Raw genomic sequence first — 17,845 nt, 5'->3', positions numbered from 1 at the left:
TTGACCATGCTAGATATTGCCAATACGATTTTAGGTAAAATTGTTGATCGTAAACATGAAGAATTTACTACTCGTTTAAAACAACGTAGTTTAAAGGATGTTGAGGAGCTTGCTCATGCAGCAAGCCCTGTTCGGCATTTTGCACAAGCGTTACATAGTAAACGCCCAGGTGTGATTGCAGAAATTAAGAAAGCTTCGCCATCAAAAGGCATTATTCGTGAAAATTTTGATCCTGCCGAAATCGCTCAACAATATGAACAAGCAGGCGCTGCATGTTTGTCCGTTTTAACAGATGTTGATTTCTTTCAGGGTGCTGATGAAAATATTCAAATTGCACGAAATCACTGTAATTTACCCGCCCTTCGTAAAGATTTTTTAATTGATCCATATGGCGTGATTGAAGCGCGTGCCCTACATGCAGATTGCATCTTGTTAATTGTGGCTTGCTTGTCTGACCAGCAACTTGAAGAAATGTCAAAAACGGCATTTGAACACAATCTTGATGTTTTAGTTGAAGTCCATGATGAAGCTGAACTTGAGCGCGCATTAAAACTTTCAGATCGTTGTATATTAGGGGTGAACAACCGTAATTTAAAAACATTTGATGTTGATTTAAATACGTCACTGCGTTTGAAAAAATTACTTGAACCTACACGTTTGTTGGTTACGGAAAGTGGTATTGCAACACCAAGTGATGTTCAAATGATGCAAGAACATGATATTCATTCATTTTTGGTGGGTGAAAGCTTTATGAAACAACCTCGACCTGATCATGCTTTTACAGCGCTCTTTGGCACACCTGAAAACATATAAATCTCATGTAAAGGGTGAGCTTGCTCACCCTTTATACCTGTATAGTTAGCCTCTATTGATAGAATTTTTTTAATGATTGAAAAGTAGTTTATTTAACTTTCATCTTTTATTGATTGTTGCATTATGGTTTTACATTTTAAATATAAGTAATATTTACATAGATTGTTCTCACAAATACCAACAATATAATTTATTTTAAGTCTGCTTTTAATTGAGAATTGAGAATTGAGAATTGAGAATTGAGAATTGAGAATTGAGAATTGAGAATTGAGAATTGAGAATTGAGAATAATGAAATCTAAATCTATAACTCGCAGTTTTGTTTTTTTATTGTTAGTGCTGTTGTATTCGTTACAGCAAATGAGTTGGGCAAAGGAAATACCCATTTACACTGGTTCACCCTATTATATTGATTCAAAACGGATACTCTATTTTAATATCCCCCAACCATCTGAAGGTATCATTGCTGCTCAACTTGATCTTGATCAAATTTTTCCAAATATAGATATGGAATTTCTTGAGCAAAAAAACTACCTGTTTAAAAACAACCAAATTCAAATTATCAGTTATCAAGGACCCCCCATCCATATTGACTTTACTATCGACACCGAAAATAAAGAAGTTCAAAAATCGACATACCATCTTGTTTATAAAGGACAGGAACGTAGATTGCACAAAGCAATCAACATTCAATCTCAACCGATTTCATTCGAAATACTAAATCAGTTTGAACAAAATTTTAATGTCAAATCTCAAGATTGGCTGGGTAAAAATTTGTCAGCAGAACCTTATATGCTGAATACATTAATGTTTTATGCGGCGATCAATCGTTTCGATGATATGAATGAATTTATGCAAAATCTAATTAAAAATCTCACTCAAAGTCAGGACGTCAATGATTATAAAAAAGCCAAAGCTTTATATCTTCAATATTTAATCGAAAATACTGAGTTTAATGATATTGATTTAATTATGGCGACCATCGAACATCATGATCTGGATTTTTTAAATAATATGAGACTTAGACAGCTCAACCAAATCGTGATAGATGAAATCGAACCCTACACATATTATTTCACGATGTGTTCACCACTGGGTAAAGCAATACGCCTCAATCAATTTCAAACTGTTGCCCTTTTACTCAACAAAGGTGCTTCAATAGAAAAAGTCTGTATTTCAAAATTTAATGAGCAACAATCAGCATTAGAAGTTGCAAAGAAATATAAAAATAAACGTGTACTAAAATTAATCGAATCATATCTCAATAAACCATAAACTTCTTGGCACTATTAAATTTCACACCATCCTGTGAATGCAATTCAGTTCAAATTTAATCACTTTCAGACTATAATTAGCATCAAATATCGCCGTCCATTGTTTTTTGCAATTATGAGTAAGTCTGATTCTACATTTTCCAAGTCTCAACTGGATTTATTAAAGCAGTTCAAAAAACAAATCACTCATCCACACACTTCAAAAGTTGCAGCACAACCCGAAACCAAACATGTGCTTTCATCCCATGAAGATGACGTTAACGATGCCGATTTGTTTAAAACTGCTTTAACAGGTGTGACTAAACTGGATAACAGCAATATTGCTAAAATTGAGCGTAATGATGTCAGAAAAAAGCCAGATGCAAAAACGCTCGCAAAACGTGCTGCCGCTGAAGGTGCATTTGAAGCTGATGATGCTGAATTATCAGATACTCAAGCAATGCTCAACCCTGTTGCCAGTCAAGCTGCATTAAGTTATCGCATTGCAACACTGCAACATAAGGTTTTTGAAGATTTAAAGGCTGGAAATCTTCGTTGGTTTGAGGCCGTTGATTTACACGGTTGTACTGTTGAAGAAGCGCGTTCCGCAGTTTTACAAATCATCCAAATGGCAAAAGATGAAAATCAAAATGTCATTAAAATTGTGCATGGCAAAGGTCCTGAAGCAATTCTTAAAACTTATGTTAATGGGTGGCTTCGTCAGCACCGCGATGTTTTAGCATTTGTGAGTGCTCCTGAAAAACAAGGCGGTACTGGTGCTGTTTTGGTGCTACTTAAACGTGCTGAAAAAAACCCAAAGTTTAATCGTAACTCATAATCCTTTATTTGATTCAATCCCAAAATCTCCCACAGTGGCGGTTTATCTTGTAATTGAAAAAATTTATCGATTTTTCTGCTACAATGCCGTCCTTGTTCAAACCGTATAAGTGAACACGTTTTATGTCTATGCAGCAATCCTACGCAAATATTTTAACTGCCGTTGGCGAGGACTTAGACCGTCCTGGTCTGAAAGATACGCCTATGCGTGCGGCTAAAGCTTTTTCGTACTTGACGTCTGGTTATAGCAAAACGCTTGAAGAAGTGACCAATAATGCGGTCTTCCCTTCTGATAATGACGAAATGGTCTTGGTTAAAAATATTGAATTTTATTCTTTATGTGAACACCATTTACTTCCATTTCATGGTCGTGTACATATTGCCTATCTTCCGTCTGGTAATGTACTCGGTTTATCCAAATTTGCACGAATTACTGAAATGTTTGCACGTCGCTTGCAGATTCAAGAACAACTGACCAAACAAATCGCGGATGCTGTTGCTGAAGTGACTCAAGCACGTGGTGTTGCTGTGGTTATTGATTCAGCGCATATGTGTATGATGATGCGTGGAGTGAGCAAACAAGAGTCAACCACACGTACAGTCTCATTTGTCGGCGACTTTAAAACAGATAAAGAAGCACGCCGTGAGTTTCTTTCTGCTGTTCCAGAAGCACATTAAGACGTTTATTTGATTGCTTCAAATATAATTCTTAAAGCCTCATTCTACTGAGGCTTTATTTTACTTAGGATTTTATCATGTCTTCAATTTGGCTTGCTGGTTATGGATTAACACAAAGTGAAACGAGTGTAGACCATCCTCGTGCAGACCGTTTGGTACAGGGAAATCCAAAACGCCTTACAGAAAGCTTATATGAACATCCCAATATGAACTGTGGTATTTGGCGATGTGAAGTTGGTGCTTGGCATATTCAATTTGCAGACAATAAACAAGAATTTTTCCAAATGATTGAAGGCGTTGTTCGTCTACATGATCAACTAACCCAAACATTTATAGAAATCCAAGCCGGCGAAGCAGGTATTATTCCTCCCGGATTTAAAGGAACATTTGAAGTTGTAGAAGCCGTAAAAAAATATTTTGTAGTGGTTGAAGTTTAATTACAGCAATCTAAAAAATATGTTTTATTTAACTGGGTTCTTGCGCTGCAAACAAAGCAGTGCTTTGTTTTTGCTCATATACCCCAGCTCAACATGGCAACATCCTTGTCGACTCACGATAGAAAGACCATCGATGATTCAAAAGTACAAAATAAATGGATCACCAAATCTTCTTAAAAATTTTATACAAACCATAAAGTCTATTGGATAAGAATGATTGAAATCAAATCACTTGTCTAAATAGTCAAAAGGTTTGACTCTATTTTCAGTTCAGATGTATGCTTTAGAAAAACAAAATTGAGTTCTTTTTATAAATGAAAAATTTATTAATTTTTATCACAATATTAAGCTCCTCTACAGCATTTGCTGACAACTTAAATAGTCAACAACTCAAAGATGTTCAGTTTGTAATTGCGTTGTTTAAACAAAAAAATATCTCAGCGATTTCAAATCATATTGTTTATCCCTTAGCACGTGAAGAACCACTTCCAAGTATCCAAACCCCCACTGAAATGAAACAACGCTTTAATCAAGTGTTTGACGCTAAACTGATTCAAAATATCGCCAATTCCAAGCCATCACAATGGCAAAGTGTGGGTTGGCGTGGTGTCATGCTGGATAGCGGTACAGTTTGGTTAGAAGGTCATCAGATTAAAGCCGTCAACTATAGTAGTGATGCAGAACAAAAATTAAAGGCACAACTTATATCCCAACAAAAACAGAAACTACATCCGTCACTGAGAAATTTCAGCAAACCAGATTTACAGTTCAAAACAACCAAATTTCAAATACGTATCGATGAAATGCCAAATGGTCAATATCGTTATGCTGCATGGGGAGTGAACCAATCACAAACTGAAAAACCTGATTTAATCTTAAATCAGGGTAAAGTTGTGATGGATGGTTCTGGGGGAGATCATCACTATATTTTTAACAGTGGTGGTTATCAATATATAATTTATCGAAATCTGTTGGGTACAAGTGAAACGCCTGACGTGCAACTAGAAGTCACTTTAAAAGCTAAAACAATACTTAGTCAAAATGGCTATTTATTTTAATAATATTCAGTTGTGCCTAGCCAGTCAGGATTCTGTAAGATGATCCCAAAATACAGGTTTGGGTGGTGGTGAGCTCACATTCACTTTAGCCTGTAAATGGTTGGCTAAAATAGATGTCCATAATTGTATATAACGGTTAAAAAATTCATCAGCTTGTTGAATATTTTGACTTAGATGTCGATCTTCCGCCATTCCCCTTAAAAACCATAGTGTAATAATCATTAAATCACCAACATGATCTTGCTCAGTAATCGGTTCAAGATAGTGTGCTGCAGCACTATGCACAGTATGGTACGAAGCCATCCATAGTTTCTGTAATTTCTCAGCAAGTTCGGGTTCTTGACGACTCGCCACCAATAATTCTAATAATGCTGTGATCTCAGGTGTTTTAAGTAAATTTGCGCCTGCTGAAACAAGATCATGTAAACGATCATCCGATTGTTGCATATTCTTAATCAGTTTCCCTAAGGCAATGTATATACGACGTACCAATTGCTCTGCTGTAGACTCCATCAGTGCAGCTTTGGATGGGAAATGATGAACTGGCGAACCTCTTGAGACTTGTGCAATTTGGATAATTTTACTAATTGTAGTTTTTGCATAGCCTTCTTGAATCAAACTTTGTAATGTCGCTTCGATCAAACGTGCTCGCATTGCTTCACTACGTTCATTTTGACTGCGTCGAATAGCATTTGAATGAGATATATTCATCAATATTCTGCAACCTTATTTTATGAGTAATTTGAGCCGAATAAGACCTGATTTGTTGTTATTGATAGATGTCGGCAATTCATAGCTGGGTTCAATGTCATGTGCCTTACTCTATATTTATAAATCAATATTTACAACACAGTCCAATATTTCGATAAAGCACAATGGATTGAGCAACTCATCAAAGTTTGCTGATCTCATCAAACGCATTGTACTTGATCTAGGTCTGCTGATATTTCATAAATGGCTTGGCTGTAGGTTAAAATTGAGCATAAAACCTATACATCGTAAGCATTAAACCAAGAAAATAGTGCGACTATTTTCTAGGTTTCATCGCGTAGGATCGGTTAAAAATACACCTAGTCGCAAACATAGACAAATGGTCAACAGACTGTGATATTCCTTATTGCTTTTTTTCTGACAATTGATAAATCAATTGTTCCATTTGTTGCATATACTCACGGTTATCGTGATCCCAAGGATGGAAATTAGGACGAAAATAATCAATATAATTTCCCAATTGTTTTCTCAGTGCACCTATATCACCAAAAGTATAACGATAGGCTTTTTTCCAACTTGAAATATCGCTGAGCTTTCCTTCTCCTTTGACGATATTAAGAAACACAGGAATCACCAATCCCCAGAATACAATGGTTGCGATTACCAAACCAAAGCTACGGATTGTATATGCATAAGGACCCTGTCCCATTGCGGTGTTCCATACATCAAAAGCCACTGCTTTATGTTCTGTTTCTTCATAGGCATGCCAGCGCCAAATATTGGCATAATGTTGTTCTGCACCATCAAATAATTCAGGTGTACGCAACACTGAATCGGCCAATAACGCCGTAAAATGTTCTAACGCTATCGTCCCACTCAACCAAAAATAAGCGGGTAAATGCTGTTTTATCAGCCCAAAAATATCCAGTACGAGCGCTTCGAATTTTGGCGCAATGGGTGATCGAGCAAATAAAGCATTGTTGTACTCTTCATGTTCTCGACCATGCATCGCCTCTTGTCCAATAAATGCGGTGACTGCTTTTTGCAATTCAGGATCCTGAACTAAATCACGGTGTGCTCGAACAGCATCAATAAAGAAACGCTCTCCAATAGGCAATACAATGGAAAATGTATTTAATAATGCCGTAAAAATTGGACCTGCCGGTGTGTGCCAATCTGCAATTCGCTCTGCAGGCAAGTTAAATCTTACATCACGGCGAATCGGTAATGGTTCATGATATACCGCAGATTTAATAAATTTCGTTAATATTCCCATGGTTCATCCTGCCTCTGGCTGATTATCATTTTTTTAATTTAGCTGGTGCTGTATTTAGAATTTTACCCAATTGAATGTAATTCCATAGGTCATTTCGACTCATTTATATGTCATTGCATCCCTTTTATGGCTTTTATTAGAAAAAATTAATCTCGCCGATACATGGTAATGACACATGCTCCGCCTAATCCCAAATTATGCTGTAATGCAATACGGGCATGATTGACCTGACGCTGATCTGCTGTTCCTCTCAATTGCCAAACCAATTCGGTACATTGAGCCAAACCTGTTGCCCCAAGTGGATGTCCCTTTGACAGCAGTCCACCAGAAGGATTGGTGACAAATTTTCCTCCATAGGTATTCTCCGCATCCCAAATGAATTTTTCAGCCTCACCTTCGGGGCATAGACCGAGAGCTTCATAGGTCAATAATTCGTTCGCAGTAAAACAATCATGCAATTCAATGACATCAATATCATCCACACCGATACCTGCAGCCTCATATACCTGTTGAGCGGCTTGTTTCGTCATGTCATATCCCACCATTTTGATCATGCTCTTTTCGTCAAAACTTGATACATAATCCGTAGTCATTGATTGTGCCGCTATATAGACTGGATTAGAAATCTGATGTTTTTTTGCGAACTCATCTGAGCAAAGAATAGCGGCACCTGCACCACAAGTCGGTGGGCAACATTGAAAACGTGTGAGCGGATCAAATACCTCTTCTGAAGCCATGATTTCCTCTAAGGAAAGTGTTTGACCAAATAAAGCATAAGGATTATGGCTGGCATGGCGGCGTGCTTTTTCAGCAATTTTTCCAAAGGTTTCTTTTTTTGTACCATACTTCCAACGATACTCTCGCCCTGCTCCACCAAACATTTGTGCCGCTGGAGGTGATGAATTAAACCCTTGAAGATCCAACATGACTTGTGCATGTTGCCCCATAGGTGGTTCACGATCATTGAACTTTGCACCTAAGGCACCTTTTTCCATTTTTTCAAAACCCAAAACCAACACACACTCAGCCAGTCCTCCCGCTATAGCTTGTCTTGCCAGGTACAAAGCACTTGAACCTGTTGAACAGTTATTATTGACATTTAAAATTGGAATTCCTGTTAAACCCAATGTATAAGCAGCCCGTTGCCCACATGTCGAATCACCATAAACATAACCTGCAAAAACTTGCTCAATCTCTTGATAGCCAATTCCTGCATCTTTTAAAGCTTTCTCTCCTGCTTCTTTTGCCATGACATAATATTCTTCACTCGCACCCGGTTTGGTAAACTTGGTCATACCCACGCCAATCACATTAACACGTCTTAGTATTCCTTAATCCTCATTGTTTTTTGAATTCAATCAGCAATTGTCCTGTGCTGATTGCCATTATTTGGATATTTCTAGTTGTATCTATTCAACGCTTATTTATTTTTAACTTCATATACGATCTGCTGTAGCCGCAAAACTGTCTGTCAGGATTTGCAAAAATGCAGGATGCTGAATATATCGAATAGCACCCTCTACCATCAGCTCACCATGCTGATATAAATCACGTAAATCTCGTTGCTTTGAAACCAGCGCATAAAAATGCTGATCCGTTAATGTTAAAATCACATCAGCATTGGGATCATCACCTTGTTGCACAGTGCCATTGGCAAAGTCTATCTTCCAAGATTGCTGTGGTTCAGTAATATGAAACTGATAAACATAAGGCACTTCAGCATGTATTTGAAAACAGGGTTGCAACTTACTCAAAAATTCAGATGCTTTGGCTTGCTGTTTAGTTGTCATCTGCTGATGAGAAGAAATCGAAGCTTGTAATGGTGCTTGACCTGCTGCTACCCGTTGATCTCTTGCCTGAGCAATCAGTTTTTTATCCATATCCTGTAATATGACCAGTTTATTGGATGCCATCACATTTCCTGAAATTTTGAGCTGTCCGCTAAAAAATAACTTTTGCACATCAGCAAGCGAGCCATTAAATATAGTCTCTACATGTTGCTCATCCATTTCTAAGGTCACATCAGGGACAGCAATCTCCCCAGCACCTGCACCGCCCAAGTCATGTTTTAGGTCGATAAACCATGACGATTCAGGATGTTTAATCTTGAACTGAAATGTTGTATTCGTGCGTTCGACCATGTTTGGATGCGTGTGGATATATTCATTTACAGCTGTAAAAACATCTGCAAGCGTAATCTCACGATGCATAGCAGTTAAAGTATCTGAATCAGAAGCGGTTGATAAATGCTCTTTTGCCGTAGCCAAACGCTGCTTTTTAGCCGCTTCAAAACTTGAAGGATCAATTTTCCGTAATATCATGAGCTTATTCGATGCCATGACATTACCAGAAATTTTTAATTGCCCCCCAAAAAAAAGTTTCTGTACATCAGCTAAAGTGCTTGTCACCACTGTTTGTAAATGCACTTCGTCCATTTCCAAGATGACATCTGGATGGGCAGTTTCACTTTGTATACATGAAGCAGGCGTATTTTTTAAATCCAACGTCCATATTGAATCTGGATTTTTGAGTTTGAATAAAAATTGGGTTTTAGTTTTATCCACCCATTCAGGATGTTGTGCGATTTGTTCTGCAATGACGTTAAATACATCTTCAGCGATTAATCGTGCTGGCTCAGATGAACTTTCTTGAGGGGTATCCGCTATTTTCTCTGAAGACTGTGCCATATCTGGAGCACGAACTTTGGCTTGTGGAATTTCGCTATACAATTCAACCGCTGCATTTTTGATGACGATCTCGTTTCGCTCTTTGACCCATGTTTCAAAAATAATTTTAGTGTCAGAAATTTTCCACATCTTGGTCAATAGTGTATCTCCAGGATAAACACTTTTCGCAAAACGTACTTTAATACTTTTAAAATAGCGACCATCATTGTTGCTAAATGCTTTTATTACATGTCTTCCACTAAAACCAAAAGTACACAAACCATGCAAAATTGGACGATCAAAGCCAAAAGCTTTGGCAAAAGCTGGATCTGCATGCAATGGATTCCAGTCTCCTGACAAACGATACAATAGGGTCTGGTTGATATCCGTTTTTTCTTCTATGACAGCATCTGGTTCACGATCAGGGGCAATATTGGTCTCTAAAGAGTCACCGCGATCACCTCCCCATCCCCCAGCGCCGCGGACAAATGCTGTCATTTCGTTATAAATTAATTCTTCACCACTTTCATCTTTAGAAGAAATCGCAAAAGTAATCACTGCATTCGGATTTTTATCATAAGCAGTTTTTAACTTAAAGGTATGTGTTAATTTTGCATGCGGTGGCAGTGGTCGTTTGATCTCAGTATATTGTTCACCATGTAAGACCCGATCAAAACCATAATTCATGCCTGGCAAGGTAATACCCTGTTTAGCCATATTCAGCATGGCATTCATTTGAGGCATCACACCATAAGTCGGGAAAGCTTGAAATTCACTCCCCAACTCATAGACATAGGCAAGTTCTGAATGATCCAAAGGATTTTGAGCTGCCCCAATCCCGAGTGCATACAAAGATAAATCACGTTCATCATAACTTGACTCAATTTCGAGTTGGGCTTTAGATGCGACATCTAAGTCAATAAATTCATTCCCCCCTAAGTTAGGATGTTGAATACCTTCAAGAATTGGGGTAAATGATTCTGTGGTTGAACTTGGGTGAGTGGATGTCGTGAAATCAGTAATTTTGTCCCACTGTCGGGCAACATCATCAACGCTCAATACATGCTGATTTGGAAAGACATAACCTTCACTGCGTTCCCAGCGTAGTTTTGCCATAAAACCTGCACCCACCTCAAATAAACCCTTCGTTTCTTTGCAGTTTTCATGAGCGAGCCAAGCAACCAAAGGACTCACAGCTTCTGGTTGAAGTAAGGCAAGCAAATCTGCTGGCATCACAGTTTCTGTCAAACGGGATGCTGCCAAAGGCGCAATTGTATTAACTAAAATATTTTTATTGCGTCCCTCTTCCGCCAAGCAATTGGCTAAACCCAGTATCCCCAGTTTGGCAGCACAATAATTTGCCTGACCAAAATTACCATAAATTCCTGCGGCAGAGGTGGTCATGATGATTCGTCCATAACCTTTTTCACGCATAATTGACCATGCAGCATGAGATACACTTTTTGATCCATTTAAGTGTACCTGCATGATTAAATCCCAATCCTGTTCGGTCATTTTGGCAAAACTGACATCCCTTAAAATACCAGCATTATTAATCACAATATCCACTGTTCCAAAATGTATTAAAGCTGTTTGCACAATCGCTTCACCATTTTCAACAGAATCATAATTTGCGACAGCCTCGCCACCGATTGCCCTGATTTCCTCGACCACTTTGTCTGCTGCAGTTGACGATTGACCAGAACCATGTGCACCACCACCAAGATCATTGACAACCACTTTGCAACCTCGGGCAGCAAGTGTAAGCGCATGTTGGCGTCCTAAGCCGCCACCTGCCCCTGTAACAATGGCAACACGACCATCAAAGCGTAATTCTGACATTTCGATTCCTTGACTGATATCTTGTTATTTTGAACAATGACTGTAGTTGTAATGCTAAATCGTACGTGAAATCAGTTCTTTCATGATTTCATTGGTACCACCATAAATTCGATTTGGTCGAATATCTAAATAGGCACGGGCAATAGGATATTCCAGCATATAACCATACCCACCATGAAGTTGCAGACACTCGTCTACCACTTTGCAAGCAAGATCGGAAACCCAGTATTTAGCGGTACAGGCAGCCTCTATAGACAATTCATTTTTTAAGACCAATTGCATACATTGATCAATATAGGTCCGTGCAATCTGTATCTCTGCGCGCATTTCGGCTAATTTAAACCGTGTATTTTGAAATACGGAAATCGGTTTGCCAAAAGCTTTGCGCTGCTTGGTGTATTCAACAGTACTTGCCAAGGCAAACTCTGCGCCTGCAGCACAAATAATTCCGATCATCATCCGCTCCCAAGCCAATTCTTTCATTAACATGATAAAACCCAAACCTTCCATACCGAGAAGATTCGATTTTGGAACACGAACTTGATCAAAAAAGAGTTCACAAGTATCTTGTCCATGCAAACCAATTTTCTTCAGTGGTTTACCTTTAGTAAAACCAGTACGACTTGCTTCGATAATCAGCAATGAAACATTTTGTGCTTCACTTTCCCCTTTGCCCGTTTTGACTGCGACAATAGCGATATCGCATAGGTAGCCATTGGTAATAAAAATCTTAGATCCATTGACGATATAATCGTCTCCATCTTCTATTGCAGTGGTCCGAATCGCTTGTAAATCTGAACCTGTTCCTGGTTCTGTCATTGCAATCGCTCCAATGACCTCACCCGTTGCCATAAGTGGCAACCATTGTTGCTTCTGCTGTTCATTTCCAAAATTATTCAGGTAATTCGCAACAATATCCGAGTGCAAAGCAAAACCCGAAGCTGAGTCACCTACTCTGGCTTGTTCTTCCATTAAAATCATTGAATATAATCGATCAACACCCGACCCTCCATATTGTTCTGGCATCGTGCAACACAACAAACCTAATTCTCCAGCTCTCTGCCATAAATGTCGGTCAAGATGTTGCTGTGTTTCCCACTGTTCCCGATAAGGTGCAATTTCTGTTTCAAAGAAACGACGGGCTGTTTGACGAAATTGTTCATGTTCCGAATCAAATAATGTACGTGGAATCATGGCAGTCATCGGTTGGGGTATATTTAAAGCAGACATTTCAACTCCTTGTATTTATTTTTCTTAACAATTAGCAGTGAGTAGCTCATTCGATATTTACAATACGGACGTACAACTTGTTTTATTGTTTTATACTGCGCTTAGAGATTGTTCAATTGTATAAAGTTTCACCAAAGTATTGCACGGTGACGTTTTATGCCAAGATGCCCCCTAAGGCTTTGCCAGAGAAGAAAAAAAGCAATACCCAATAAGATTCAGATATTGCTTGGTACTTAAAATTGTAATGAAAAAGTAATATTGACAATTAAAATAACAATTTGGGAGGCTGTTGATTATTTTGCAAAGGCACCACATGATCATCTTTTAAATCAACGCCTGAAAGTTGTAATTTAAATGAGTTTCGCATGAGTGCCATTAAACGCTGAGTTGCAATTTGAATGCTTAATCCCGCAGGTCTTACATTGGAAATGCAGTTTCGACCTGAGTCCAAACAGCCTTTCCGAGCTTTCCAAGTATAATAAATCCCCATACTATCAGGTGAACTTAAACCCGGACGTTCGCCAATCAACATAATTAGCATTGGGGCATTGAAGGTTTGAGCTACTTCATCTCCTAAGGCAACTCGACTTCCTGTCGCGATCACAATCGGGGCAAGTGTCCATCCTTCAGCAACAATATGCTCCCGTAACGAGTTGATATAGGCAATTGCATTCTCCTCAATGGCACGTGCGGAAAGTCCATCACCTGCGACAATACATACATCATATTGTTGCGGATGGTCAGCCACATAATTGGTTAATTGCATTTGCGATTGTTCAGATAACTGACGTCCATAATCTGGGCGTTTTAAATAAATTTCTTTGTTTGTTGCCTTACTTTCGACCACAAGGCTTTGAAAGTTTAAATCCGTCAGCTTGTGCTGCATATCTTCAATATTCAATTGATGAAAAACAGCATCTTTGGCTTGAGCATGTGACAGCTGAAAATTAAGTAATTCTTGAGTCGGAATACTGCAGCCGACTCGCCCCATTGCAATTCGCGCATCGGTATATTGTTTGAGTTTGTGCCACGGGTCTTCATACAGACCATTAGAGAAGGTTTCAAATTTGGAGAGCTTCATGCTTGATGCTCCTTTTACGATAATAATTTAGCAAAATTTTTAGGCATACTATTCGGCCATTGAATCTGGCGTTGTTCTTGATGAAAAATGCCCTGATGATCCAACCAAGCTGAGAATTCAGGGGCAGGTTTTAAGCCCATTAACTGACGTAAATACAGCGCATCATGGAAAGAAGTGGTTTGATAGTTCAACATCACATCATCTGAACCGGGAATGCCCATAATAAAATTGATGCCTGCCGCACCAAATAAAGTTAACAGCACATCCATATCATTTTGATCTGCGTCGGCATGGTTGGTATAACAAATATCACATCCCATAGGCACACCGAGTAACTTGCCACAGAAATGATCCTCTAAACCGGCTCGAATAATTTGTTTGCCGTCATACAAATATTCAGGACCAATAAAACCCACTACAGTATTAACCAATAAAGGATTGTATTTACGTGCGACAGCATAAGCCCGTGCTTCAATGGTTTGTTGGTCTACGCCATGATGAGCATTACTGGATAAGGCACTGCCTTGTCCTGTTTCAAAATACATGACATTTTGACCAATTGTTCCCCTGTTCAGTGCCAAAGTCGCTTCATAGCCCTCTTGGAGCAAGTCGAGCGTTACTCCAAAACCATCATTTGCTAATTGTGTTCCTGCTATTGATTGAAACATCAGATCAATGGGAATATTTCGTTCTGCAAGCTGAATGCCTGAACTGATATGAGTCAATACACAAGATTGGGTTGGAATTTCATACTCTTGAATAATGTGATCAAGCAGTTTGAGCAACTCAGAGAGATTATGTAAGTTATCTGTGGCAGGATTAATGCCAATGACCGCATCACCATTCCCATACATTAAACCATCCAATAAACTTGCAGAAATTCCCAATACATCATCGGTCGGGTGATTGGGTTGTAAGCGTGTAGATAAATGCCCTTTCAAGCCAATCGTATTACGAAACTGTGTGACCACTTCGCACTTACTGGACACCAGAATCAGATCTTGATTGCGCATGATTTTACTGACAGCAGCCACCATCTCAGGTGTAAGCCCCTTGGCTAAATTTGCCAGTGTCTCAGCCGTTGCTTCTTCACTTAACAACCAATTTCTAAAGTCACCTACAGTAAAATGTGAAATTGGTGCGAACAAATCTGCACGATGCTCATCCATAATGAGGCGCGTAATGTCATCTTTGTCATAATCAATGACAGCCTCATTTAAAAAGGTTTTTAACGGGACTTCGGCAAGTGCCATTTGTGCCGCTACTCGTTCTGTTGCATTGCTAGCAGCGACGCCTGCCAATTCATCTCCAGAACGCAGCGGTGTCGCCTTTGCCATTAAAGTTTTTAAGTCTTGGAAAATAAATTGTTGCTGTGCAACATTGTGCCGATAAGCCATAGTTATAATTCCTGTTCTGCTGCCTTAATACTGGCAAACTCTTCTTCCGGTGTCCCTGAAATCAAATGATGGCGGCTATATACTAGAAAATACAGAATAAAGACCACATAAATCCCCAAAGCAATAAACCATACTTTAGGATCAACAAGAAATCCTGCAACCACTGCAACAACCGACAAAATCAAAGCAATGCTTGAGGTTACAATCCCTCCTGGTGTTCGATATGGGCGATATACATCAGGTTGAGAAATGCGCAACTTAATATGTGCCATCATCATCAATACATATGAGATCGTTGCTCCAAATACTGCGATTAAAATCAGCAGATCACCCTGTTTGGTTAGTGATAATAAGAAACCGATAATGCCTGGTATAATTACGGCTAAATAAGGCGATTTGTTTTTATTGGTCAAAGACAACGAAGTCGGTAAATAACCTGCCCGAGAAAGTGCAAAAATTTGTCGTGAATAGGCATAGATAATGGAAAAAAAGCTTGCGATTAGACCTGCCAAACCGACAAAGTTAACAAAATTGGCTAACCAACCATGCCCATAAACTTTAACAAGTGCATCCACCAACGGCGCACCTGAGTCTTTCAATACACTTGCACCTGCTGCGCCAGCACTGAGAATTAAGATCAGAATAGCAAATGCAGCTAAAATCAACATGGCTCCAATCAAACCACGAGGTAAAGATTGTGCAGGATTTTTTGCTTCTTCCGCAGCCAAAGGAACACCCTCAACTGCAAGAAAAAACCAAATCGCATAAGGAACTGCTGCCCAAATGCCTAAATAGCCTTGAGGTAAAAAGCTGCTTGCACCTACTTTTGATGAATCAACTGCGATATCAAATAAATTCGCACTATTAAAATGGGGAACCATAGCCACTAAAAACACCACAACTGCAACGACGGCGATCGCAGTAATCACAAACATGATTTTAAGCGCTTCACCTGCACCTTTTAAATGAAGCCCCATAAAGACCAAATAACACATCAAATAGATGATCCACCCTCCAATACCAAATAGGGACTCACAATATGCACCAATAAATGTCGCAATTGCTGCTGGCGCAATCGCATATTCAATCAAAATCGCAGTTCCAGTCAGATAGCCCCCAAATGGACCAAAAGCCATCCGAGCAAAACTATAACCTCCCCCGGCTGTGGGCATCATGGTCGACATTTCAGACATGGAAAGGCAGATGCATAAATACATAATGGCAGCAAGAACAACCGCGACAAACATCCCGCCCCAACCGCCTTGTGCAATCCCAAAATTCCAACCCGCAAAATCTCCTGAAATCACATAGGCAACACCCAAACCAACCAATAACAGCCAACCGACTGCACCTTTTTTAAGTTCTCTTTGTGCAAAATAATCTTTGGAATCACCCGCCTTACCGACAGATAATGGTTCATTGTGATCGCTCATCATCGTTCCTTTTTAATTGCCTTTTCTTGTATAAGCAAAAAAAGTGCCTTTCCTTGGGTCACATCAATTTTTATTCATTTGTTTTAATCAGTGTTCTGTTTCTTCCGTTAAAACAGATTCAATTTCAATCTAACAAACAAAGGTAGGAAAAAAGTTGAAGAACATTTAAAAATAGAACTTGGACAAAACGATCATCAAGCAAAAATTAAAAGGAGTAAAAATACATAGATGCTATTTATTTAATAAAATTAATATAGTATTTAGAATTTATACACAAATAAAGTGCAATGTGACCAAGACCATGGATGAAAAAACTGATGCTTTGAATCAAAATCTAAAACAAACACAGAAGGATTCACTTGCAAATCAAAAGCTAAGATTTGCGTTAATTGCCTGTAAAAATGACTTACTCAATACCGCATCCTTGGCTTTAATTACGATACAAATTTGGGATATGTATAAAGGTTTGTTTTGGTGTACATCCCATCCGAGTCAATTGCCTACACAACAACACATAGAGTATCCCTTTGAATCACAGAATGAATATGTTTACAAAGCTCCTATTCTCGACATAAAAACTCACTATATTTATGGCGAGGTGATTTTATTTAACCGTTTTAAACAAGAAAATATTTTTGGACAATTGGCTGCAACGCAATGTGCAGAGACGATTGTACAAAAAATAAATCAAGAACCAATACAGTGTTTGTCCATCCAAGCTTATTCAAACCAATATGAAATAAAAATCAATCACCAGCCTGTACTTCTAACACCACGCCAATTTGAAATCATCTGTATTTTAATTCTCAATCCGATGGGCTTAAGCTTAGAACAATTACACCTTTATCTATATGAGGATGAAAATATCAGCCTCAACACACTAAAATCTGAAATTTCATATTTAAAAAATAAAGTTGGCGAATTGATCTGCGCCCGAACTTATCAAATTCAGGCTGAAGTTTTTGCGGATTTTAAACTACTCGAAGAAGCACTTGACGCAGGTTATCTCGATACAATCCGAGAGCTTGATCAAGGAGATTATTTTACAAAATGCAAAAGCCCTTTTTTACGCAAGTGGCAACAAATTCTTCGCATACGAATCCAAAACCTACTTGGATAATTTTTTCAATGATT

General features: G+C 38.7%; 15 protein-coding genes. 7 read left to right on the top strand and 8 right to left on the bottom strand.

Annotation, left to right across the window (positions count from 1 at the left end; translation table 11 throughout):
• Positions 1-6: 6 nt before the first annotated feature.
• The 6 genes from trpC to AC1Z3T_RS01470 all read left to right on the top strand — a co-directional run bounded on the left by trpC (position 7) and on the right by AC1Z3T_RS01470 (position 5,075).
• Positions 7-813, top strand: coding sequence for an indole-3-glycerol phosphate synthase TrpC (trpC, locus tag AC1Z3T_RS01495; RefSeq protein WP_121775282.1), 807 nt, complete (start codon positions 7-9; stop codon positions 811-813).
• A 290-nt stretch (positions 814-1,103) separates the two neighbouring features.
• Positions 1,104-2,087: a hypothetical protein gene (locus AC1Z3T_RS01490; protein WP_151806754.1), complete on the top strand. Its 984-nt coding sequence runs from the start codon at positions 1,104-1,106 to the stop codon at positions 2,085-2,087.
• Positions 2,088-2,201: 114 nt separating this feature from the next.
• Positions 2,202-2,903, top strand: a complete 702-nt coding sequence (locus tag AC1Z3T_RS01485; RefSeq protein WP_005032424.1) for a Smr/MutS family protein — start codon at positions 2,202-2,204, stop codon at positions 2,901-2,903.
• A 128-nt stretch (positions 2,904-3,031) separates the two neighbouring features.
• Complete coding sequence (gene folE / locus AC1Z3T_RS01480) at positions 3,032-3,580, top strand: GTP cyclohydrolase I FolE (RefSeq protein ID WP_171064926.1); 549 nt, start codon at positions 3,032-3,034, stop codon at positions 3,578-3,580.
• A 77-nt stretch (positions 3,581-3,657) separates the two neighbouring features.
• On the top strand, positions 3,658-4,017 hold the full coding sequence (locus tag AC1Z3T_RS01475) for a cupin domain-containing protein (RefSeq protein ID WP_004828890.1): 360 nt from the start codon (positions 3,658-3,660) through the stop codon (positions 4,015-4,017).
• 314 nt (positions 4,018-4,331) lie between these two features.
• Positions 4,332-5,075, top strand: a complete 744-nt coding sequence (locus tag AC1Z3T_RS01470) for a hypothetical protein (protein WP_151806756.1) — start codon at positions 4,332-4,334, stop codon at positions 5,073-5,075.
• A gap of 24 nt (positions 5,076-5,099) precedes the next feature.
• Here AC1Z3T_RS01470 and AC1Z3T_RS01465 read toward each other — a convergent pair whose 3' ends face one another.
• From AC1Z3T_RS01465 to eat, 8 genes are all read right to left on the bottom strand, one after another.
• Positions 5,100-5,786, bottom strand: coding sequence for a TetR/AcrR family transcriptional regulator (locus tag AC1Z3T_RS01465; RefSeq protein ID WP_004828897.1), 687 nt, complete (start codon positions 5,784-5,786; stop codon positions 5,100-5,102).
• 403 nt (positions 5,787-6,189) lie between these two features.
• Positions 6,190-7,062, bottom strand: coding sequence for a metal-dependent hydrolase (locus AC1Z3T_RS01460; RefSeq protein ID WP_005032431.1), 873 nt, complete (start codon positions 7,060-7,062; stop codon positions 6,190-6,192).
• A gap of 146 nt (positions 7,063-7,208) precedes the next feature.
• Positions 7,209-8,372: a lipid-transfer protein gene (locus tag AC1Z3T_RS01455; protein ID WP_228153604.1), complete on the bottom strand. Its 1,164-nt coding sequence runs from the start codon at positions 8,370-8,372 to the stop codon at positions 7,209-7,211.
• Positions 8,373-8,498: 126 nt separating this feature from the next.
• Entirely contained in the window at positions 8,499-11,570 is a 3,072-nt protein-coding gene (locus AC1Z3T_RS01450) for a peroxisomal multifunctional enzyme type 2 (RefSeq protein ID WP_100885548.1), read from the bottom strand.
• 54 nt (positions 11,571-11,624) lie between these two features.
• Positions 11,625-12,800, bottom strand: coding sequence for an acyl-CoA dehydrogenase family protein (locus AC1Z3T_RS01445; RefSeq protein WP_100885549.1), 1,176 nt, complete (start codon positions 12,798-12,800; stop codon positions 11,625-11,627).
• Between the two features lie 265 nt (positions 12,801-13,065).
• Complete coding sequence (gene eutC, locus AC1Z3T_RS01440) at positions 13,066-13,881, bottom strand: ethanolamine ammonia-lyase subunit EutC (RefSeq protein ID WP_058967454.1); 816 nt, start codon at positions 13,879-13,881, stop codon at positions 13,066-13,068.
• Positions 13,882-13,895: 14 nt separating this feature from the next.
• Positions 13,896-15,278: an ethanolamine ammonia-lyase subunit EutB gene (locus tag AC1Z3T_RS01435; protein WP_004828909.1), complete on the bottom strand. Its 1,383-nt coding sequence runs from the start codon at positions 15,276-15,278 to the stop codon at positions 13,896-13,898.
• Positions 15,279-15,280: 2 nt separating this feature from the next.
• Positions 15,281-16,711: an ethanolamine permease gene (eat, locus tag AC1Z3T_RS01430; protein ID WP_046761473.1), complete on the bottom strand. Its 1,431-nt coding sequence runs from the start codon at positions 16,709-16,711 to the stop codon at positions 15,281-15,283.
• Between the two features lie 301 nt (positions 16,712-17,012).
• Between eat and AC1Z3T_RS01425 the strand changes: the two genes are divergently transcribed.
• The gene (locus AC1Z3T_RS01425) at positions 17,013-17,831 is read left to right on the top strand and encodes a helix-turn-helix domain-containing protein (RefSeq protein ID WP_100885550.1); all 819 of its coding nucleotides are present in this window, start codon (positions 17,013-17,015) and stop codon (positions 17,829-17,831) included.
• The last annotated feature ends 14 nt before the right edge of the window (positions 17,832-17,845 follow it).

The sequence above is a fragment of the Acinetobacter sp. B-6 genome, from assembly GCF_056930735.1.
The sequence above is the reverse complement of the archived record's forward strand: the minus strand, read 5'-3'. Positions and strand labels throughout refer to the sequence as shown.